Consider the following 16,763-nt stretch of genomic DNA (forward strand, 5'->3'; position numbering starts at 1 on the left):
CACCCGCACGGGACGAACCGAGCTCCTAGGCGAAAATCACTGTCCGCCGCCCATTGAGCAGAATCCTCCGCTCGGCATGCCACTTCACACCCCGGGCCAACGCCTGGCACTCCACGTCCCGCCCGATCGCGACCAGCCCCTCGGGCGTCACATCGTGCCCGACCCGCTCGACCTCCTGCTCGATGATCGGCCCCTCGTCGAGGTCGGCCGTCACATAGTGAGCGGTGGCCCCGATCAGCTTCACACCCCGGGCGTGCGCCTGGTGGTACGGCTTCGCGCCCTTGAAGCTCGGCAGGAACGAGTGGTGGATGTTGATGATCCGCCCGGAGAGCGCCTTGCACAGGTCGTCCGACAGCACCTGCATGTACCGGGCGAGCACGACCAGTTCCACACCCTCGTCGCGCACGATCTCCAGCAGCCGCGCCTCGGCCTCGGCCTTCGTGTCCTTCGTCACCGGAATGTGGTGGAAGGGGATGTTGTACGAGCCCACCAGCTCAGCGAAGTCCGTGTGGTTCGACACCACCCCGGCGATCTCCACCGGCAACGCCCCGGTCCGCGCCCGGAACAGCAGGTCGTTGAGGCAGTGCCCGAACTTGCTGACCATCAGCAGGATGCGCATCTTCTGGTCGGCCCGGTTGATCTGCCAGTCCATCTGGAACGAGTCACCGATCGCCGCGAAGCTGGCCCGCAGCTTCTCCACGGTCACCGGCGCGTCCGCCGAGAAGTGGACCCGCATGAAGAACAGTCCCGTGTCGTGGTCGCCGAACTGCTGGCTGTCCTCGATGTTGCACCCGGTCATGAAGAGGTAGCTCGACACGGCGTGCACGATGCCCTTGCGGTCAGGGCAGGACAGGGTGAGGACGTACTGGTCGGGCGGGACCGCGGCGCTGGTGGACTGCTCGTTCATGCAGGACAGGTTCCCACAAGGAACGACACCACCGGCAATCGTCCCGCTAGGCGGACCTGGTCATGATCCGCAGCACGTCGAGGCTGCGCGGCGGCGTGTCCGGCTCCTCGCCGTCGCTCGCCGCGAGCCGCACATGCGCGTCCCGGGCCGCCCGGACCGCCTCCGGCCACGCCTCGTGCTCGAGGTACGCGGCGACCGGCGCGTCCGGCCCGACCTGGTGCATGATCCGCAGCACCCGCAGCACCGCGGTGTCGACGAGGGCCGCCTCCTGGGAGTCGCGGAAGATCGTGCCGACGTACTTCTCGGCGGACCAGTGGTCCAGCCAGGTGTCCTCGACCAGCCGGTACACCGCGTCGGTCACGTCCCCGTAGCCCTCCACGCCGGCCAGCCAGACCTCCCTCTGGAACCCCGGGTCGGAGAGCATGTGCAACGCCGAGCGCACGTTGCTGCGCCAGCGCCACCACGGCATGTCGTTGACAGGCATGCCGCCCATGGTGGATGAGCGACGGCCACGACGGGAAGAGTTCTCCGAAGCTTGCACGGTCATCGATCGTACGTTCCCCTCCACATCGGTCACACCGACCCCCGCAATTCACCGGCGCGTCACCCATTGTCGACCCGAGATCACTCAAGGGTTGGTGATGTGACGGAATCGTGCGGAACCATGACCGGCAGGCGACGCACCCGCAGCCCATTCCTCCCCGGCCTCCTCACCCGTCACGCCAGAAACGGCATACTCCGCGCGGGCACGGCGGTCGCGAGCGCGTCGCTCCTCGCCGGCTGCGGTGTCGTCCCCGGCACCACGGGGGATGCCGGGGGCGACACCATCACCGTCATGACCTGGGCCCCGCAGGACACCAGGGCCACCAACAAGCCCGGCATGCCCGCGTTCGCCCAGGCCTACGCCCGCTGGGTCAACGCCCACGGCGGGATCAACGGCCGCGAGCTCAACGTGCTGACCTGCAACGACCACAACGACAGCGTGGCCGCCGCGAAGTGCGCCCGGCGGGCCGCCAAGGAGAACGTGGTCGCGGTCGTCGGGTCCTACAGCCAGCACGCGGACTCCTTCTTCCCCTCGCTGGAGGGGGCGGGCATCCCCTACCTGGGCGGCTACGGCATCACCAACGCCGAGTTCACCAGCCCCCTGTCCTACCCGGTCAACGGCGGCCAGCCCGCGCTGCTCGCCGGTCTGGGCAGCGCCCTCGCCGGGTGCGGGACCGTCGCGCTGATCCGGCCCGACACCATCACGGGCGATCAGCTGCCCCCGCTGCTCGACTCCGGTCTCAAGGCGGGCGGCCACCGGGCCTCGCACGACCTGCGGGCGGCGGAGGACGCCACCGAGTACGACGGCCAGGCGGAGCGCGCGCTGCGCACGACGACGGCCGGCGCGGCGGACGACGGGTGTGTGGTGCCCGCGCTGGGGGACCGCAACGGCACCTTCATGGACTCCTTCCGGCGGGCCCGCGAGGACTACCCGGACGTGCGGACGGCCACCGTGCTCGGCAGCGTGGACCAGACGGTGATCGACGCGACCGGCGGCGCCTCGGGGCCCTACGAGGGCTCGTACATCACCGGCTGGTACCCGGTGGCGAGCGACCGGCGCTGGGACGAGATGAAGCGGGTGATCCGCGAGGAGGCCTTCGGCGACAACCGCATCGACCCCGCGGACGCCGGAGTGCAGACGACGTGGATCGCCTACACGGTGTTCCGGCAGATCGCGGAGTCGCTCGGCGGCGGCGCGGTGACCGCGGACACGGTGACGGAGGCCCTGGACGACGGTCTGAAGGTCACCACGGGCGGGCTCACGCCGACGCTTCGGTGGCGGTTCCAGGACAAGCTCGCCTCGGTGGGCTTCCCGCGTCTGGTCAACGCGAACGTGACCCTTCAGGTGGTGCGGGAGGGGCGGCTGGTGTCGGCGCGCAAGGGCTTCGTCGACACGACGAAGACGCTTCAGGACGCCGACGTGAACCACTGAGCCCGGCGGCCCGGTGCGTGACGGCCCGGCCGTGGACGTCCCTGCCGGGGACGTCCCTGCCGGGGACGTCCCGCCCGCGCCGTCCCCGTCACAGCTGGGTCGGCTGGCGCTCGGTCAGGCCGTACTTCCTCGCGATCCCGTTCCACAGCCCGGCCGCCTTGGCCTTCTCGGCGCTGGCGACGCCGCTGGCCCGGTTGCCGGCCTGGGTCTGGCCGGTGACGCGGGCCTGGCCCTTCTTGCAGCCCTTGCGGCCGGCGGTCTGGTCGGCCCAGGCCGCGTAGTGGTTGTCGGCCGAGGCGGAGGCCTGCCAGGCCTTGGTGAGGGCGCTGGTCAGCGCGGCGTGGTCGGGCAGCTTGTCGACCTCGATGCCGGAGAGCCGGGTGACCAGCCCGCTGCGCTGCTTGGCCGCGTCGCGCAGGTCCTTCGCGGCCTGGGAGAGGTTGTCGCAGCCCTTGACGTCGGCGACCGCCGCGATCACGGTGCTGCGGCTGTTGCCGCTGTCGGCCAGCAGCTTGTCCAGCTCGACGGCCTGGGCCCGGGCCGGGTCGGCCGACGGTGAGGCGGAGCCGTCCGTCGCGGGCGCGGAGGCCGCCACGGTCTTGTTGTCACCGCCCTCGTCCCCGCCGCCTCCGCCACTGGCGAGCAGCGCGCCCGCGCCGACGCCGAGGACGGCGATGCCGATGCCGACGGCCGCGATGACGGGCACGCGCGAGCCGGAACGGCCACCGCGCGAGCGCCCTGCGCCGGGCGGAACGTGAGAGGGCTCGGGGGCGCCGTACGCGGGCTGGGGGCGGGGCTGCTCGATGCGGGGCATCTGCTGCGTGGCCCCGGCCGGGCCCTCGGCGCCCTGACCGCCACCGCGGAAGAGGTTGTCGAACTCGGCGGGCGGCTGCTTGTCCCCGCCGGGCACCGGCGCGATGTACTGCGTCGCCTCGGCGTCCGGGTTCGGGGCGGGCGGCAGCGGCCCGGTCCCGAGGAACCGCGTGGCCTCGGGGTCCGCCCCGGACCGCATCTCGGGCGGCAGCGCCCCGGGCCGGACGGGGGGTATGTACTGGGTGGCCCCTTCGTCGGCGGCCGGCGACACGGGCGGTATGTACTGGGTCGCCCCCTCGTCGGCGGCCACGGGCGGTATGTACTGCGTGGCCCCTTCGTCGGCGGCCGGGGGCAGGGGCGCGCCGCCGGGGGCGGTCCCGTAGGCACCGGAGGCCGGGGAGTGCGCGTACGGCCCGCCGGGTGCGCCGTACGCGTCGACGGCCGGCGGCAGGCCGGTCCCGTGCGGATACCCGTGGCCGGGGGCCGCCTGCGACTGCTGTCCGCCGGGGCCGGTCCCGTGCGGGTAGCCGTACGCGGGTGCGCCCGAGCCCTCCGGGGGGAGCGGGGCACCGGCGCCGGGGGTGCCGTACGGGTTGTGGCCGGGCGGAGCCGCGGACGGCTGGGCCGCGCCGTACGGGTCGGGGTTCCCCGCCGCACCGGCGTACGGGTTCTGATGCCGGGCGCCCTCCGGAGGGAGTGCTCCCGGGGCCTGGGCGTCCCAGGCGGGCGGGGCCTGCGTGCCCCACTGTTGCGCGGACTGCCCGCTTCGGTCCGGCGGCGGAGTCTGCTGCTGCCCCGGGCCCCACGGCCGGCCCCAGGTCTGGCCCTCCGCGGGGGCGGACGCCTGCGGCCCGCCCGTCGGCGGCGGGGCGGTCCGGTGGCCGGGGGCGTCACCCGGTCCGCCCGTCATGCCCGGCAGCAGGGGCTCGCCACCGTCCGAGGGCAGCACGATGCCTTCGCGCGCGGGGCGCGCCGAGGGCTCCTCGCCCTGTCCACTCTGCGTCACCGGGACTCCTACTAATGGGGGACCTTGTGAATCGTCGGCTCACGCTACCGGGTCCCCGGAGCCCCGTGCCACGCAGAGCAGGGCCCGGCCTCCTGCCCTGTGAGCGCGGTAACACCGCCGGATCACGGCCGCCGTTCCTGTCACCTCCCCCGGGCCGGGCGGCCGTTTTCCGTACGTTCACGCATCGGCGGGCCGTGTGTTCACGCCGCGGCCTGGAGGTCCAGCCGTGCTCCGAACTCCCTCACCACCGCCTCGTCCCGGTACGGCTCCAGCCGCTGCTGGAAGTCCTCCAGGTACTCGGCGCCCCGGTTGGACCGCAGCCCCTCCAGCAGTTCCACGGCCTTCATGCCTGTGGCGCAGGCCTCTTCGATCTCCCGCTGCTGCACCTGCGCCGTGGCCAGCAGCACATAGCCGATGGCCCGGCGGCGCGCCCGCGACCGGGGGTGTCCGGCCAGCGACTCCTGCGCGCACCGGGCCGCCGCCTCGGCCTGCCCCAGGTCCCGGTGGCAGTGGGCCAACTCATCGGCGAGATAGGCCTCGTCGAAGTGCGCGATCCACACCGGGTCGTCCCCGGCGGCCGGGTCGGCCGCCTCCAGGGCGCTCACCGCGCGCCCGGCCGAGGTCTGGGCGGCGCGCACGTCGCCCAGGAGGGCGTGCCCGCGCGCCTCCGCCGCGTGGAACATGGACTCCGCACGCGGGGACACGCGCCCCCGCGCCCCCTCCTGCGCCGCCCTCGCCAACTGCGCGATCTCCCGCGGGTTTCCGAGCTGCGCGGCGAGGTGGCTCATGGAGGCCGCGAGGACGTACCCGCCGTAGCCGCGGTCCCCCGCCGCCTGCGCGAGCCGCAGCGCCTGGATGTAGTAGCGCTGGGCCAGGCCGGGTTGCCCGGTGTCGACGGCCATGTATCCGGCGAGCTCCGTCAGCCGGGCCACCGCGGCGAACAGGTCCCGCCCGACGGCCTCCCGGTACGAGCCCGCCAGCAGCCCCGAGACGACGCTGTTGAGGTAGTGCACGACGACCGGCCGCACATGCCCGCTGCCGTACTGGTGGTCGAGATCCACCAGCGCCTGCGTCATGGCCCGCACCGCCTGGACGTCGGACTGCCCCACCCGCGGTCCCGCCGAGCGCGACACCTGCGCGTCGGGCGCGGAGATCAGCCAGTCGCGGCTGGGCTCGACCAGCGCGGACGCGGCGACGGAGGAGCCGGCCAGGAAGTCCCGCCGCCCCACGTCGCTGCGCCACAGCTCGCAGACCTGCTCGATGGCCCCCAGGACCGTCGGCGAGAACTGCAGGCCCACGCCCGAGGCGAGGTTCTTGCCGTTGGCCATGCCGATCTCGTCGATCGTGACCGTACGGCCGAGCTTGCGGCCCAGGGCCTCGGCGATGATCGCCGGGGCCCGTCCGCGTGGCTGCTGCCCGCGCAGCCAGCGCGCCACCGACGTCTTGTCGTAGCGCAGGTCGAGGCCGTGCTCGGCACCGCACATGTTGACCCGGCGGGCCAGGCCGGCGTTGGAGCATCCGGCTTCCTGGATGAGCGCCTGGAGCCGTTCGTTCGGCTGCCGGGCGACGAGCGGCCTTGCGGCCATGGCGTACCCCCTGTGGCTGCGGTGCCTGCCCACGCACCGAGTTGACGTGTCTTCCGCGGCCGGGCCTCCCACGTCCCAGCGAAAGGATCCGGCCGTGAAGATCAATGCCCCGCCGACCAGGCGAAAATGCGAGGCATGTGAGGAATGCCGGGGTACCGGCTGTCGCCGGCCCCCCTCGTGGTTACCCAGCTCCGACGACGGTTCCTCCCGCGCGCCCCCGCACATGCACCCATGCGCCCCGCGAACAGGGGCGATGCTCTCCCCCGCGCACGCGGGCGGGCGTAACCCCTGGTGACGACCAGAGTTGTGTTCATCGTGGAAGAGACGATCGCCGGCACGGAAGCCGCTCAGATCCCGAAGCAGCGCGGGGAATCGCTGCTGGAGACCGCTGTTCGCTACGCCGAGGAGCGCCACTGGGACGTGTTCCCCGGCACCTGGCTGGAAGCCGTCGACGGCAGTCAGCGCTGTTCCTGCGGTGACGCGGCGTGCCCGGCGCCCGGGTCGCACCCGGCGCGTCCGGACTGGGCGACGCAGGCGACGGGCAGCGCGACGGTCGCGCGGCGGATGTGGCAGAAGCAGCCGACCGCGTCGATCCTGCTGCCGACGGGGCGTACGTTCGACGCGATCTCCGTGGCGGAGACGGCCGGGTTCCTCGCGCTGGCGCGGATGGAGCGGATGGAGCTGACGCTCGGGCCGGTGACGCTCACGCCGGACCGGCGGATGGAGTTCTTCGTGCTGCCGGGGGCCGGGGCGAAGGTGCCCGACCTGGTGCGGAAGCTGGGCTGGTCGGTGTCGTCGCTGGATCTGACCGTGCTGGGCGAGGGGGCGTATGTGGCCGCGCCGCCCACGCGGTTCGGGTCGCGGGGGGCCGTGCAGTGGGCCTGCCGGCCGACTCCGGCCAATCGGTGGCTGCCGGACGCGGAGGAGTTGATCTCGCCGTTGGCCTATGCGTGCGGCAGGGATCGTTAGGAGCGCCCGTTCGTCTGCCTGGTTCGTCTTCGTCGGCGGCTGTGCGTTGTTCGTGGCTCGTCGCGCAGTTCCCCGCGCCCCTGGGGCCCCACCGAAACCGTAGGGTGCAGGGTGACGGAGGGAGGCGCGGTGGGAGTCAGCGCTGTGCGTGTGCAGGGGCTCTGGAAGCGGTTCGGGCAGCAGGTCGCTGTCGCCGGGATCGATCTGGAGCTGCCCGCGGGCAAGTTCATCGGGCTCGTCGGGCCGAACGGGGCCGGGAAGACGACCACCTTGTCGATGGTGACCGGGCTGCTCAGGCCCGACCACGGGACCGTCGAGGTGGTCGGGCACGACGTGTGGCGGGACCCCGTCGAGGTGAAGGCGCGGATCGGCGTGCTGCCGGAGGGGCTGCGGCTGTTCGAGCGGCTCTCGGGGCGGGAACTGCTGGCGTACAGCGGGCGGTTGCGCGGGCTGCCCGGTGCCGAGGTCGACAAGCGGGCCACCCAGCTCCTCGACGTCCTCGATCTCGCCGGGTCCCAGCACAAGCTGGTCGTCGACTACTCGACCGGCATGCGCAAGAAGATCGGGCTCGCCGGCGCTCTCCTCCACAATCCCGAAGTGCTGTTCCTGGACGAGCCGTTCGAGGGTGTCGACCCCGTCTCCGCGCAGACCATCCGGGGCGTCCTGGAGCGGTACACCGCCTCCGGCGCCACCGTCGTGTTCTCTTCCCACGTCATGGAGCTCGTCGAGTCGCTGTGCGACTGGGTCGCGGTGATGGCCGCCGGGCGGATCCGCGCCACCGGCACCCTCGCCGAGGTGCGCGGGGACGCGCCCTCGCTGCAACGGGCCTTCCTCGAACTCGTCGGCGCCGAGAGCCGGGACGCCGGGTCCGATCTGGACTGGCTGGGCGGCGGGTCGCGGTGAGCACCCCCGCGATCACCCCCGTCTTCGTCCGGCTGAAGCTGTCACTGCTGCGCAACGGACTGCGGCAGTCCGGCGGCCGGAAGGCGGCCTACATCGCCTCGGCCGTCTGCGCCCTGCTGTTCGCCGCGCTCCAGCTGATCGGCCTGATCGCGCTGCGCGGGCACGCGCACGCCGAGTCGGTGGTCGTGCTGGCGGTGGCGGTGCTGGGGCTCGGCTGGGCGGTGATGCCGCTGTTCTTCCCCAGCGGCGACGAGACCCTCGACCCGACCCGGCTGGTGATGCTGCCGCTGCGGCCCCGGCCGCTGGTACGGGCCCTGCTCACGGCCTCGCTGGTGGGCATCGGGCCGCTGTTCACCCTGTGCCTGCTGGTCGGATCCGTGGTCGCGGTGGCGCGGGGCGGGGCGGCGTTCGCCGTCGGTGTCGTCGCCGTCGGGCTGGCGCTGCTGGTGTGCGTGGCCCTCGCGCGGGCCGTCGCCGCCGCCAACGTGCGGCTGCTGACCAGCCGCAAGGGGCGCGACCTCGCGGTGCTCAGCGGGCTGGTCATCGCCGTCGGGGCGCAGATCGTCAACTTCGGCGCGCAGCGGCTCGGTACGTCGGGCCTGGGCGAACTCGACCCGGCCGCCGACGTGCTCCAGTGGCTGCCGCCCGCGACGGCGATCGGGGCCGTGCACGCGGTGAGCGAGGGCTCGTACGGGCGCGCCGCGGCCCAACTGGCCCTGACCGCCGGTGCGCTGGTGGCGCTGCTCGCCCTCTGGTCGCGGCATCTGACGCGGCTGATGACCTCGCCCGACGGCTCCACCCTGGCGGGTGCCGAGTCGGCAGCGAAGGAGCGCTCGTCGACCGGGCTCACGCGGCTGCTGCGCTCCCCCGGTGCCGAAAGCCTGGGAGGTGCCCCCAGCCGCACGGGCGCGGTCATGGAGCGCAGCCTGCGGTACGTCTGGCGCGACCCGAAGACCAAGGCCGCCTGGGTGACATCGCTGGCCATCGGGCTGATCGTGCCGGTGTTCAACGCCTGGCAGGGCACCGGGTCGGTGTACTTCTCCTGCTTCGCCGCCGGGATGCTCGGCATCCAGATGTACAACCAGTTCGGGCAGGACACCTCGGCGTTCTGGATGGTCGCGCTGACGATCTCCTCGACGCGCGACGCCTACGCCGAGCTGCGCGCCCGGGCGTACGCCCTGCTGCTGATCACCCTGCCGTACGCCACGCTCGTGACGGTCCTGACGACGGCCGTGCTCGGCGACTGGCGGCGGCTGCCCGAGGCGCTCGGGCTGTCCTTCGCGCTGCTCGGCGCGATGCTCGCCACCGGGGCGTGGACGTCCGCCCGCTTCCCCTACTCCATCCCCCAGGAGGGCTACAAGAACGTCGCCCCCGGGCAGGTGGGTCTCGCCTGGATCTCCATCTTCGGCGGGATGATGGCCGCCGCGCTGCTGTGCGCGCCCGTCATCGCCCTCACGATCTGGCTGAACGTGAGCGCCGGCGGCGAGGACTGGGCCTGGCTGCTGCTGCCGGTGGGCACCGCGTACGGGGCGGCGCTCACGGCGGCGGGGCTGAAGCTGGCCGCGCCGCGCACGGCCCGGCGGCTGCCGGAGATCCTGGCCGCGGTCAGCAAGGGGTGACGCCCCCGGCGGGCAGGCGTCAGTGGTCGCCGAGCGCGTCCAGGAACGGCTCGATGGCGGCGCGCCAGGCATCCGGCTGGTCGTAGTGCACCAGGTGGCCGGCGTCGGCGACCTCCGCGTACTGGCCGCGGGGCAGGACGCGGACCATCTCCTGGGCCTCGGCGCGGCCCAGCTCGCCGTCCAGGCCGCGCACGACCAGGGTGGGGCAGCGGACCTGGGCCAGCTCCTCCCAGTGCGCGTCGTACACCCACGTCTCACGGGAGCGGAGCATCTGCTCCGGCTCGAAGACCGGGCGCCAGCCGTCCGGGGACTCGGCCATCACCTCGGCGTAGAACTCGCCCCTGGCCGGATTGGGCCGCTCCACCCAGGGGTCGTCCTCGCCGAAGAACTTGCGGACGTCGGCGAGGGTGGCGAACGGCAGCGGCCAGGACTCGAACCACTGGCCCCACTCGCGCTGGGAGGCACCGCCGAGCGCGGAGGCCCGCATGTCGCAGATGATCAGGCCGCGGACCAGGTCGGGGCGCTTGGCGGCGAGCTGCCAGGCGGTCAGCGCGCCCATGGCGTGGCCGATGAGGACGACCGGGGCGAGGCCGAGCTGCTCCAGGGCGGCCTCGGCGTCGTCGACGTAGGCGTCACGGGTGAAGGCGCCCTGCGGGGGTTTGTCGCTGCGGCCGTGGCCGCGCTGGTCGAGGGCGATCGCGCGGTAGCGCGCGGAGAGCCAGCGGGCGGTGGACGCCCAGTGCGAGGCGCGGCCCATGAGGCCGTGCAGTAACAGCACGCCTGGCGTGGTGTGCCCGTCGGGCGATCCCTGCCCGTCCCGCGCCGGATCGGTCTTGGGCGGGTCGCCGAACTCCCAGGCCGCCAGGCGTACGCCGCCCGTCCCGGTCACGTCGATGCGTCGCGCCATGCCCTGGCACCCCCCAAGCTTCGCGCGGACCGTGACTCCCCTGCGAGCCGGCCGGTCCTGTGAACCGTGTTCCGCCTGCTGTTCTTCTGCCCTGCTGTTCCTTCTGCCCTGCTTGCCGTCGTACCTGTCCGAGCACGTGTGCCGTGCGGGGTGCACCGTGCCGTGCGCCGTCCGCAGACTATCGAATGCGCATTCGAGGATGGGGTTCTCGCGGGCAACACCCCTCGTTCGAGTGACCACCCCCGGGGATTGACCGGCGCTGCCGGGGGGAGATCTTCAGCGGGGGACGGACCGCTCGGGGAAACCGGTCCGGAGGGAATGACCCTGAGAGCTCGGGGCTCCGGGTCAGCACAGGGGAGGACAGGCCCCGGCGCCACAGGGCGCCGGGGCCATCCCCGACGTCACGGCACATCCTCCAGCCCCCTCCCCGGCCGGGTGACATCGCTGTCGAGCCGCGGCCCAGAGCCCCTCAGGTCATATGCCTCACGCGACAGCGTCGCACGGGAAGCCCACGAGCGCTGCGATTCGACGCAGTGGATCGCGGATGCGGTCCGGATCACGCCAACCCGCAAGGGCCCCGCCCGCCAAGGCCGTTGACGATGCCGGGGCACACCCGCACGGCGCCGGGCGGCTCAGGGCTTGGCGACGAACACGTGGGAGGCGACATCCGACTGAAGCTCGGCCGCCTCGCCGCCGCTGCCCACCAGCACCCCGCCCGCCGACTCCGTCACACTCACCACCGAGCCGGGCTGCACGCCCGCCCGCCGCAGCGTGTACATCAGCTGGGCGTCCGTCTGGATCGGCTCGCCGATCCGGCGCACCACCACGGTCTTGCCCTCGGCGCCCGGGGCGAGGCTGGCCAGCGACACCATGCCCTCGTCCAGGAACGGGTCGGCGCCGTCCTTCTCGCCGAGCTCCTCCAGACCCGGGATCGGGTTGCCGTACGGCGACTCCGTGGGGTGCCGGAGCAGCTCGACGACGCGGCGCTCCACGGCCTCGCTCATCACGTGCTCCCAGCGGCAGGCCTCGGCGTGCACCTGCTCCCACTCCAGACCGATCACGTCCACGAGCAGGCACTCGGCGAGGCGGTGCTTGCGCATGACCCGCGTGGCCAGCCGGCGTCCCTCGTCCGTGAGCTCCAGGTGCCGGTCGCTCGCCACGGACACCAGGCCGTCGCGCTCCATCCGCGCCACGGTCTGGCTCACGGTGGGACCGCTCTGGTCCAGCCGCTCGGCGATACGGGCGCGCATGGGGACCACACCCTCTTCCTCCAGCTCGAGGATGGTGCGGAGATACATCTCCGTGGTGTCGATCAGTCCGGACATACGTGCCCCTCGAATGAGATCTGCCGGAGGCTGGACGGCTCACCGGCGTGTGCGCTGGCCCTGCAACCAATTCTGCCGGATACCACCGACAACCGTGCCGCCGGAGGGAAAGCCCGGGATTACACGGCCGGGCGCAAGGGTACGGAGTTCCCTTTCGGGCATCGCCCGGGCGCTCGGCGCGCGACCCGCACGGCCGTATTGACACCGCGCTGGTCCAGACCGCACGGTGATGCGCGACACAAGCCGCCGAGCCCGCCCGAAGGGACCCCGTATGAGCGACCGCGCGCCGGCCGGACAGTTCCTGGACGCCGCGATCGGCCTGCTGGGGCGGGTCCGCGACGAGGAGGGCGACGCCATCGCCGCGGCCGGGACGCTCCTCGCTGACACCGTCGCGGGCGGCGGCCGGCTCTTCGCCTTCGGCGCCGGGCACTCCTCCCTCGCCGCGCAGGACCTCGTCTACCGGGCCGGCGGCCTCGCGCTGATGAATCTGCTCGCCGTGCCGGGGGTCGTCGGCGTCGACGTCATGCCCGCGCCGCTCGGCTCCGCCCTGGAACGCGTCGACGGCCTCGCGAGCGCCGTCCTCGACAGCTCCCCGCTCCGCGAGGGCGACGCCCTGCTGATCATCTCCCTGTCGGGGCGCAACGCCCTGCCCGTGGAGATGGCCATGAGCGCGCGCTCCCTGGGCGTCAAGGTCATCGGCGTGACCTCGGTGGCCTACGCCTCACAGACGAAGTCCCGGCACTCTTCCGGCACGTACCTCAAGGACCACTGCGACCTCGTCCTCGACTCGAAGATCGCGGTCGGCGACGCGGAACTCACCCACGACGGCATCCCGGCCCCCTTCGCCCCCGCCTCCACGGTCGTCACCTCGGCGCTCCTCCAGGCCGTCATGGCGACCACGGCCACCACCCTCGCCGACCGCGGCATCGAACCGCCCCTGCTGCGCTCGGGGAACGTCGACGGCGGCCACGACTGGAACACCCGGGTGATGGAGCAGTACCGCGACCGGATCTTCTACCGGCACTGAGAAGACCGGGCGCGAGCGCCGCTCACTCCCCTTGCGACAACCCGGCCAGGTCCAGGGACGCCGCGATCCGTACCGCCACGTCCTCCGCGTACATCGCGTCGGAGCGTTCGAAGGCGCTGCGGCCCGCTCCCCGCAGGAACGTCACGACGCCCAGGGTCCGGCCCCGGCTGCGCAGCACCGCGCACAGGGCGTGCACCGCGTCCGGGGGCCACTGGCGGGCCAGGGCCCACTCGCGGGCCGCCTCCGGTGAGACCGCGCCCGCGCCGGCGCGCAGGGCTCCCGCGCGCTCGACGCACTGGAGGGCCGGGTGGCCCTCGGCGTACCGGACGGGCAGGCCCGCGCGGCCCGCCAGCTTGCTCGGGCCCGGCGCCCCGGAGGGTGTGGCGGCGATCCGGACCAGCCGCACCGGCCCCTCGGTCTCCGCGTCGGTGAGCGCGCCCCCGGCCACCCGGTCGATCAGCGCGTGGTCGGCGAAACCGGCCAGGGCGAAGTCCAGGTGGACCGTCGCCGCCTCCCCCGGGTCCTCGCACTCGGCGGCGGCCCGCGACGCCCGGTGCAGCTGCTGCATACGGAACCGCAGCAAGGACGCCTCCTGCTCGGCCTGCTTGGCCTCCGTGACGTCCTGGAACAGCCAGCCCACCCCCAGCGGAACGGGCTCCTCCGCGAGTGGCGAGGCCAGCCGCAGGAAGCCGCTGCGCCAGCATCGCCGCTTCTCGCCCTCCGACGCGCGCACCGTCACCCACACCTCGGCGGGCGCGGGCGGCGCGCCTTCCGCCAGCACGTGCTGGAGCGCGCTCTCCAGCTCTTCCACGCCCTGCGACAGCAACTCCCCGAGCGGGCGCCCCAGCACCGACGTGCGCCCGGTGCCCAGCGCGCGGGCCGCGTGCGCGTTCACCACGGCCGGCCGCAGGTCCACGTCCACCAGCACGACGCCCCAGCTGGCGTCCTCGAACAGGGCCTCGCTCAGGGCGATCGACCGCTCCAGGTCGATCTGCGCGTGCACCTCGCTGAACGCGCAGTAGACCCCCGCCGGTTTTCCGTCCGGCCCGCGCACCGCCGCCGACTGCGTCCGCACGAGCACCCGCCCGCCGTCCTTGGTCAGCAGGGCGAACTCGTGCACCTGCCGCCCCGGCGCGTGCATCACCGACAGCAGCCGCCCCTCGACCTCCTCGGCGTCCGCGCTGCGCACGGCCCATCCGGCCAGCCCGCGCCGCCCCACGGCCTCGTCCGCGCTCCAGCCGAGGATCCGCTCGGCCTCACGGTTCCAGTGCGTGACGACCCCGTCGGCGTCGAACGCGCACAGCGCCGCGTCCATCCCGTCCAGCAACGCGGCCAGCAGATCCGAACCGTCCGAGCCGTGCTCGGGCTCGTCCGGCCCCAGCTCGTCGGTGGTCCCACTACGCCGGGAAGCACTCACCTGGACCCCCTGCAGGCTGCGTCCGTACGTCCGGCACGCCGGCGCTCCTTGCCATCATTCAACTGGAACGTGACCCAGCGCACACCGAGTTCCCAGAACATTGAAGGAATCGTTGTACGGCGGCAATCCCCACGTCAACGCCACGGGACGGTCCCACGGGGCGGATCGGACCCGGTAAAAACAGTTGATGCGGGGCCGGACCGTTTCCTAGGGTTCCAGGTACACGAGAAGGGAGGTGGTTCGGCAGATGTATGAGAACCGGACGCGTGAGGTGGCTGCGGGCTAGGGCTCGTCACCACACTCAGTGCGGTGCCGGACCAGCGCGTGATCCAAGCGCGCAGCCGGCCCAATCTCAGGCAGTCACCCGACCCGCGAGTCGCCGGTACGTCCGGCCGGCTCCTCCCCAGGAGGAACCAGACTCGCGGGTCGTCTGCGTTTTCCCGTGCTTTCCGGGGGGCGGCGGTAGTGGGTACGTGGCGCGACGACCGGATCGGCAGCGCCCTGCGGGGTGAGAACCCGACCGTGCTGCGGAGGCTGGACGCCGGATTCGCGGTGATCGGTGATGTGCAGTTCCTGCCGGGCTACTCGGTATTGCTGACCGATGATCCCGGGGTGCAACGGCTGTCCGAGCTGCCGCGGAGCCGGCGGCTGGCGTTCCTGGACGGCATGGACCGGCTGGGGGAGGCCGTGGAGCGGGCCTGCCGGCGGGTGGAGTCGGGGTTCCGGCGGGTGAATCTGGAGATCCTCGGGAACGCCGACGGGTTTCTGCACGCGCATGTGTGGCCGCGGTACGACTGGGAGCCCGAGGAGCTGGTGCGGTTGCCCGTGTGGCTGTATCCGCGGGAGTGGTGGGGCGAGGGGCGGTACGCGCTCGGGTCCCGGCACGACCGGCTGCGGGAGGTCATCGGTGAGGAGCTGGACCGGCTCGCGGAGGGAGGCCGGCGGACGGCCTCACCCGGGATGGGTGAGGCCGTCGGGTGGGTCGGTCAGTGGGCGATGTCCCCGTAGCCCTCGACCTCCTGGGGGTTGCGGGTGCCCGGGCCCACGTAGCGGGCCGAGGGGCGCACCAGGCGGCCCGTGCGCTTCTGCTCCAGGATGTGGGCGGACCAGCCGGCCGTGCGGGCACAGGTGAACATGGACGTGAACATGTGCGCCGGGACCTCGGCGAAGTCCAGGACGATCGCCGCCCAGAACTCGACGTTGGTGGCCAGGACGCGGTCGGGGCGGCGGGCGTGGAGTTCCGCGAGGGCCGCCTTCTCCAGGGCCTCGGCGACCTCGAAGCGGGGGGCGCCCAGCTCGCGGGCGGTGCGGCGCAGGACCCTCGCCCGGGGGTCCTCGGCGCGGTAGACGCGGTGGCCGAAGCCCATGAGGCGTTCGCCCTTGTCGAGCGCGTTCTTGACGTAGGCCTCCGCGTCGCCCGTGCGCTCGATCTCCTCGATCATGCCGAGGACCCGGGAGGGGGCGCCGCCGTGCAGCGGACCCGACATCGCGCCCACGGCGCCGGACAGCGCCGCCGCCACGTCCGCGCCGGTCGAGGCGATGACCCGGGCGGTGAAGGTGGACGCGTTCATGCCGTGCTCGGCGGCGCTCGTCCAGTAGGCGTCCACCGCGGCCACGTGCTTGGGGTCCGGCTCGCCGCGCCAGCGGATCATGAACCGCTCGACGACGGACTGGGCCTTGTCGATCTCGCGCTGCGGAACCATCGGCAGGCCCTGCCCGCGCGCCGACTGGGCGACGTACGACAGTGCCATGACGGCCGCGCGGGCCAGGTCCTCGCGGGCCTCCTCGACGTCGATGTCCAGGAGGGGTTTGAGGCCCCAGACGGGCGCCAGCATGGCCAGGGCGGACTGGACGTCCACGCGGATGTCGCCGGAGTGCACGGGGATGGGGAACGGCTCGGCGGGCGGCAGACCGGGGTTGAAGGCGCCGTCGACGAGCAGGCCCCAGACGTTGCCGAACGAGACGTGGCCGACGAGGTCCTCGATGTCGACGCCTCGGTACCGGAGCGCGCCGCCCTCCTTATCCGGTTCGGCGATCTCCGTCTCGAACGCGATGACTCCCTCGAGCCCGGGTACGAAGTCGGACATCAGGCGGCTCCTCGTGATGTAAGTGACAGATGGTGTAGTGGGGTGGGTCGTGCGAACCATGTGTCAGTCAGCTGGCGAAGCGGGCGGCCGTCCGGTGGATCCACGGTCGTCTGCGCGACTCGCGGTCCCGGCCGGTCTCCCCCTGTGATGCCCCGTGCGGTCGGCGGTCACCCAACCGGAACGGCACGGAAACGATATCCCCGAGTGCCAGCTTTGGGGAGG

The 16,763-nt window shown here is 73.0% G+C and carries 14 protein-coding genes; 6 read left to right on the top strand and 8 right to left on the bottom strand.

All coding sequences use genetic code 11. The annotated features are described in order from the left end of the window. Positions 1-25: 25 nt before the first annotated feature. Entirely contained in the window at positions 26-907 is an 882-nt protein-coding gene (purU, locus tag AB0I06_RS17945) for a formyltetrahydrofolate deformylase (RefSeq protein ID WP_363119773.1), read from the bottom strand. A 46-nt stretch (positions 908-953) separates the two neighbouring features. Further along, a complete protein-coding gene (locus AB0I06_RS17950) occupies positions 954-1,454 on the bottom strand; it encodes a hypothetical protein (RefSeq protein WP_363119774.1) in 501 nt (166 codons plus the stop codon). 117 nt (positions 1,455-1,571) lie between these two features. On the opposite strand from AB0I06_RS17950, the gene AB0I06_RS17955 reads away from it, so the two are divergent. After that, a complete protein-coding gene (locus tag AB0I06_RS17955; RefSeq protein ID WP_363119775.1) occupies positions 1,572-2,882 on the top strand; it encodes an ABC transporter substrate-binding protein in 1,311 nt (436 codons plus the stop codon). Between the two features lie 88 nt (positions 2,883-2,970). On the opposite strand, the gene AB0I06_RS17960 is transcribed toward AB0I06_RS17955, so the two are convergent. Beyond that, complete coding sequence (locus AB0I06_RS17960; RefSeq protein ID WP_363119776.1) at positions 2,971-4,701, bottom strand: hypothetical protein; 1,731 nt, start codon at positions 4,699-4,701, stop codon at positions 2,971-2,973. A 200-nt stretch (positions 4,702-4,901) separates the two neighbouring features. Next, positions 4,902-6,287: a transcriptional regulator gene (locus AB0I06_RS17965; protein WP_363119777.1), complete on the bottom strand. Its 1,386-nt coding sequence runs from the start codon at positions 6,285-6,287 to the stop codon at positions 4,902-4,904. Positions 6,288-6,593: 306 nt separating this feature from the next. Here AB0I06_RS17965 and AB0I06_RS17970 point away from each other — a divergent pair, with 306 nt between their 5' ends. From AB0I06_RS17970 to AB0I06_RS17980, 3 genes are all read left to right on the top strand, one after another. Then, entirely contained in the window at positions 6,594-7,256 is a 663-nt protein-coding gene (locus AB0I06_RS17970) for a bifunctional DNA primase/polymerase (protein WP_363119996.1), read from the top strand. A 111-nt stretch (positions 7,257-7,367) separates the two neighbouring features. Beyond that, complete coding sequence (locus AB0I06_RS17975; RefSeq protein ID WP_363119778.1) at positions 7,368-8,159, top strand: ABC transporter ATP-binding protein; 792 nt, start codon at positions 7,368-7,370, stop codon at positions 8,157-8,159. Further along, a complete protein-coding gene (locus AB0I06_RS17980) occupies positions 8,156-9,778 on the top strand; it encodes a transporter (RefSeq protein ID WP_363119779.1) in 1,623 nt (540 codons plus the stop codon). Before AB0I06_RS17975 ends, AB0I06_RS17980 begins: the two co-directional genes overlap by 4 nt. Positions 9,779-9,797: 19 nt before the next feature. Here the strand turns inward: AB0I06_RS17980 and AB0I06_RS17985 are convergent, their stop codons facing one another. Next, positions 9,798-10,685: an alpha/beta hydrolase gene (locus AB0I06_RS17985; RefSeq protein WP_363119780.1), complete on the bottom strand. Its 888-nt coding sequence runs from the start codon at positions 10,683-10,685 to the stop codon at positions 9,798-9,800. 632 nt (positions 10,686-11,317) lie between these two features. After that, entirely contained in the window at positions 11,318-12,010 is a 693-nt protein-coding gene (locus AB0I06_RS17990) for a metal-dependent transcriptional regulator (protein WP_363119781.1), read from the bottom strand. A gap of 271 nt (positions 12,011-12,281) precedes the next feature. Here AB0I06_RS17990 and AB0I06_RS17995 point away from each other — a divergent pair, with 271 nt between their 5' ends. Then, positions 12,282-13,037 (top strand): SIS domain-containing protein, encoded by a 756-nt coding sequence (locus AB0I06_RS17995; protein ID WP_363119782.1) that lies wholly within the window; start codon positions 12,282-12,284, stop codon positions 13,035-13,037. 22 nt (positions 13,038-13,059) lie between these two features. Here the strand turns inward: AB0I06_RS17995 and AB0I06_RS18000 are convergent, their stop codons facing one another. Continuing rightward, positions 13,060-14,454, bottom strand: coding sequence for a PAS domain-containing protein (locus AB0I06_RS18000; RefSeq protein ID WP_363119783.1), 1,395 nt, complete (start codon positions 14,452-14,454; stop codon positions 13,060-13,062). 465 nt (positions 14,455-14,919) lie between these two features. Here AB0I06_RS18000 and AB0I06_RS18005 point away from each other — a divergent pair, with 465 nt between their 5' ends. Continuing rightward, positions 14,920-15,462 carry a diadenosine tetraphosphate hydrolase gene (locus tag AB0I06_RS18005; RefSeq protein ID WP_363119784.1) on the top strand — a complete coding sequence of 181 codons (543 nt, stop codon included), beginning with the start codon at positions 14,920-14,922 and terminating at the stop codon, positions 15,460-15,462. On the opposite strand, the gene AB0I06_RS18010 is transcribed toward AB0I06_RS18005, so the two are convergent. Then, a complete protein-coding gene (locus AB0I06_RS18010; RefSeq protein ID WP_363119785.1) occupies positions 15,441-16,541 on the bottom strand; it encodes a citrate synthase 2 in 1,101 nt (366 codons plus the stop codon). The genes AB0I06_RS18005 and AB0I06_RS18010 overlap by 22 nt on opposite strands. Positions 16,542-16,763 lie beyond the last annotated feature (222 nt).

The organism is Streptomyces sp. NPDC050674, assembly GCF_040654575.1.
In the GTDB taxonomy this organism is placed as follows: domain Bacteria; phylum Actinomycetota; class Actinomycetes; order Streptomycetales; family Streptomycetaceae; genus Streptomyces.

Coding starts and splice junctions, on each gene's coding strand:
- AB0I06_RS17965 (WP_363119777.1), bottom strand. CDS start 6,287: ATGGCCGCAAGGCCGCTCGTCGCCCGGCAGCCGAACGAACGGCTCCAG.
- AB0I06_RS17990 (WP_363119781.1), bottom strand. CDS start 12,010: ATGTCCGGACTGATCGACACCACGGAGATGTATCTCCGCACCATCCTC.
- AB0I06_RS17955 (WP_363119775.1), top strand. CDS start 1,572: ATGACCGGCAGGCGACGCACCCGCAGCCCATTCCTCCCCGGCCTCCTC.
- AB0I06_RS17985 (WP_363119780.1), bottom strand. CDS start 10,685: ATGGCGCGACGCATCGACGTGACCGGGACGGGCGGCGTACGCCTGGCG.
- AB0I06_RS17995 (WP_363119782.1), top strand. CDS start 12,282: ATGAGCGACCGCGCGCCGGCCGGACAGTTCCTGGACGCCGCGATCGGC.
- AB0I06_RS17950 (WP_363119774.1), bottom strand. CDS start 1,454: ATGACCGTGCAAGCTTCGGAGAACTCTTCCCGTCGTGGCCGTCGCTCA.
- purU (WP_363119773.1), bottom strand. CDS start 907: ATGAACGAGCAGTCCACCAGCGCCGCGGTCCCGCCCGACCAGTACGTC.
- AB0I06_RS18010 (WP_363119785.1), bottom strand. CDS start 16,541: ATGTCCGACTTCGTACCCGGGCTCGAGGGAGTCATCGCGTTCGAGACG.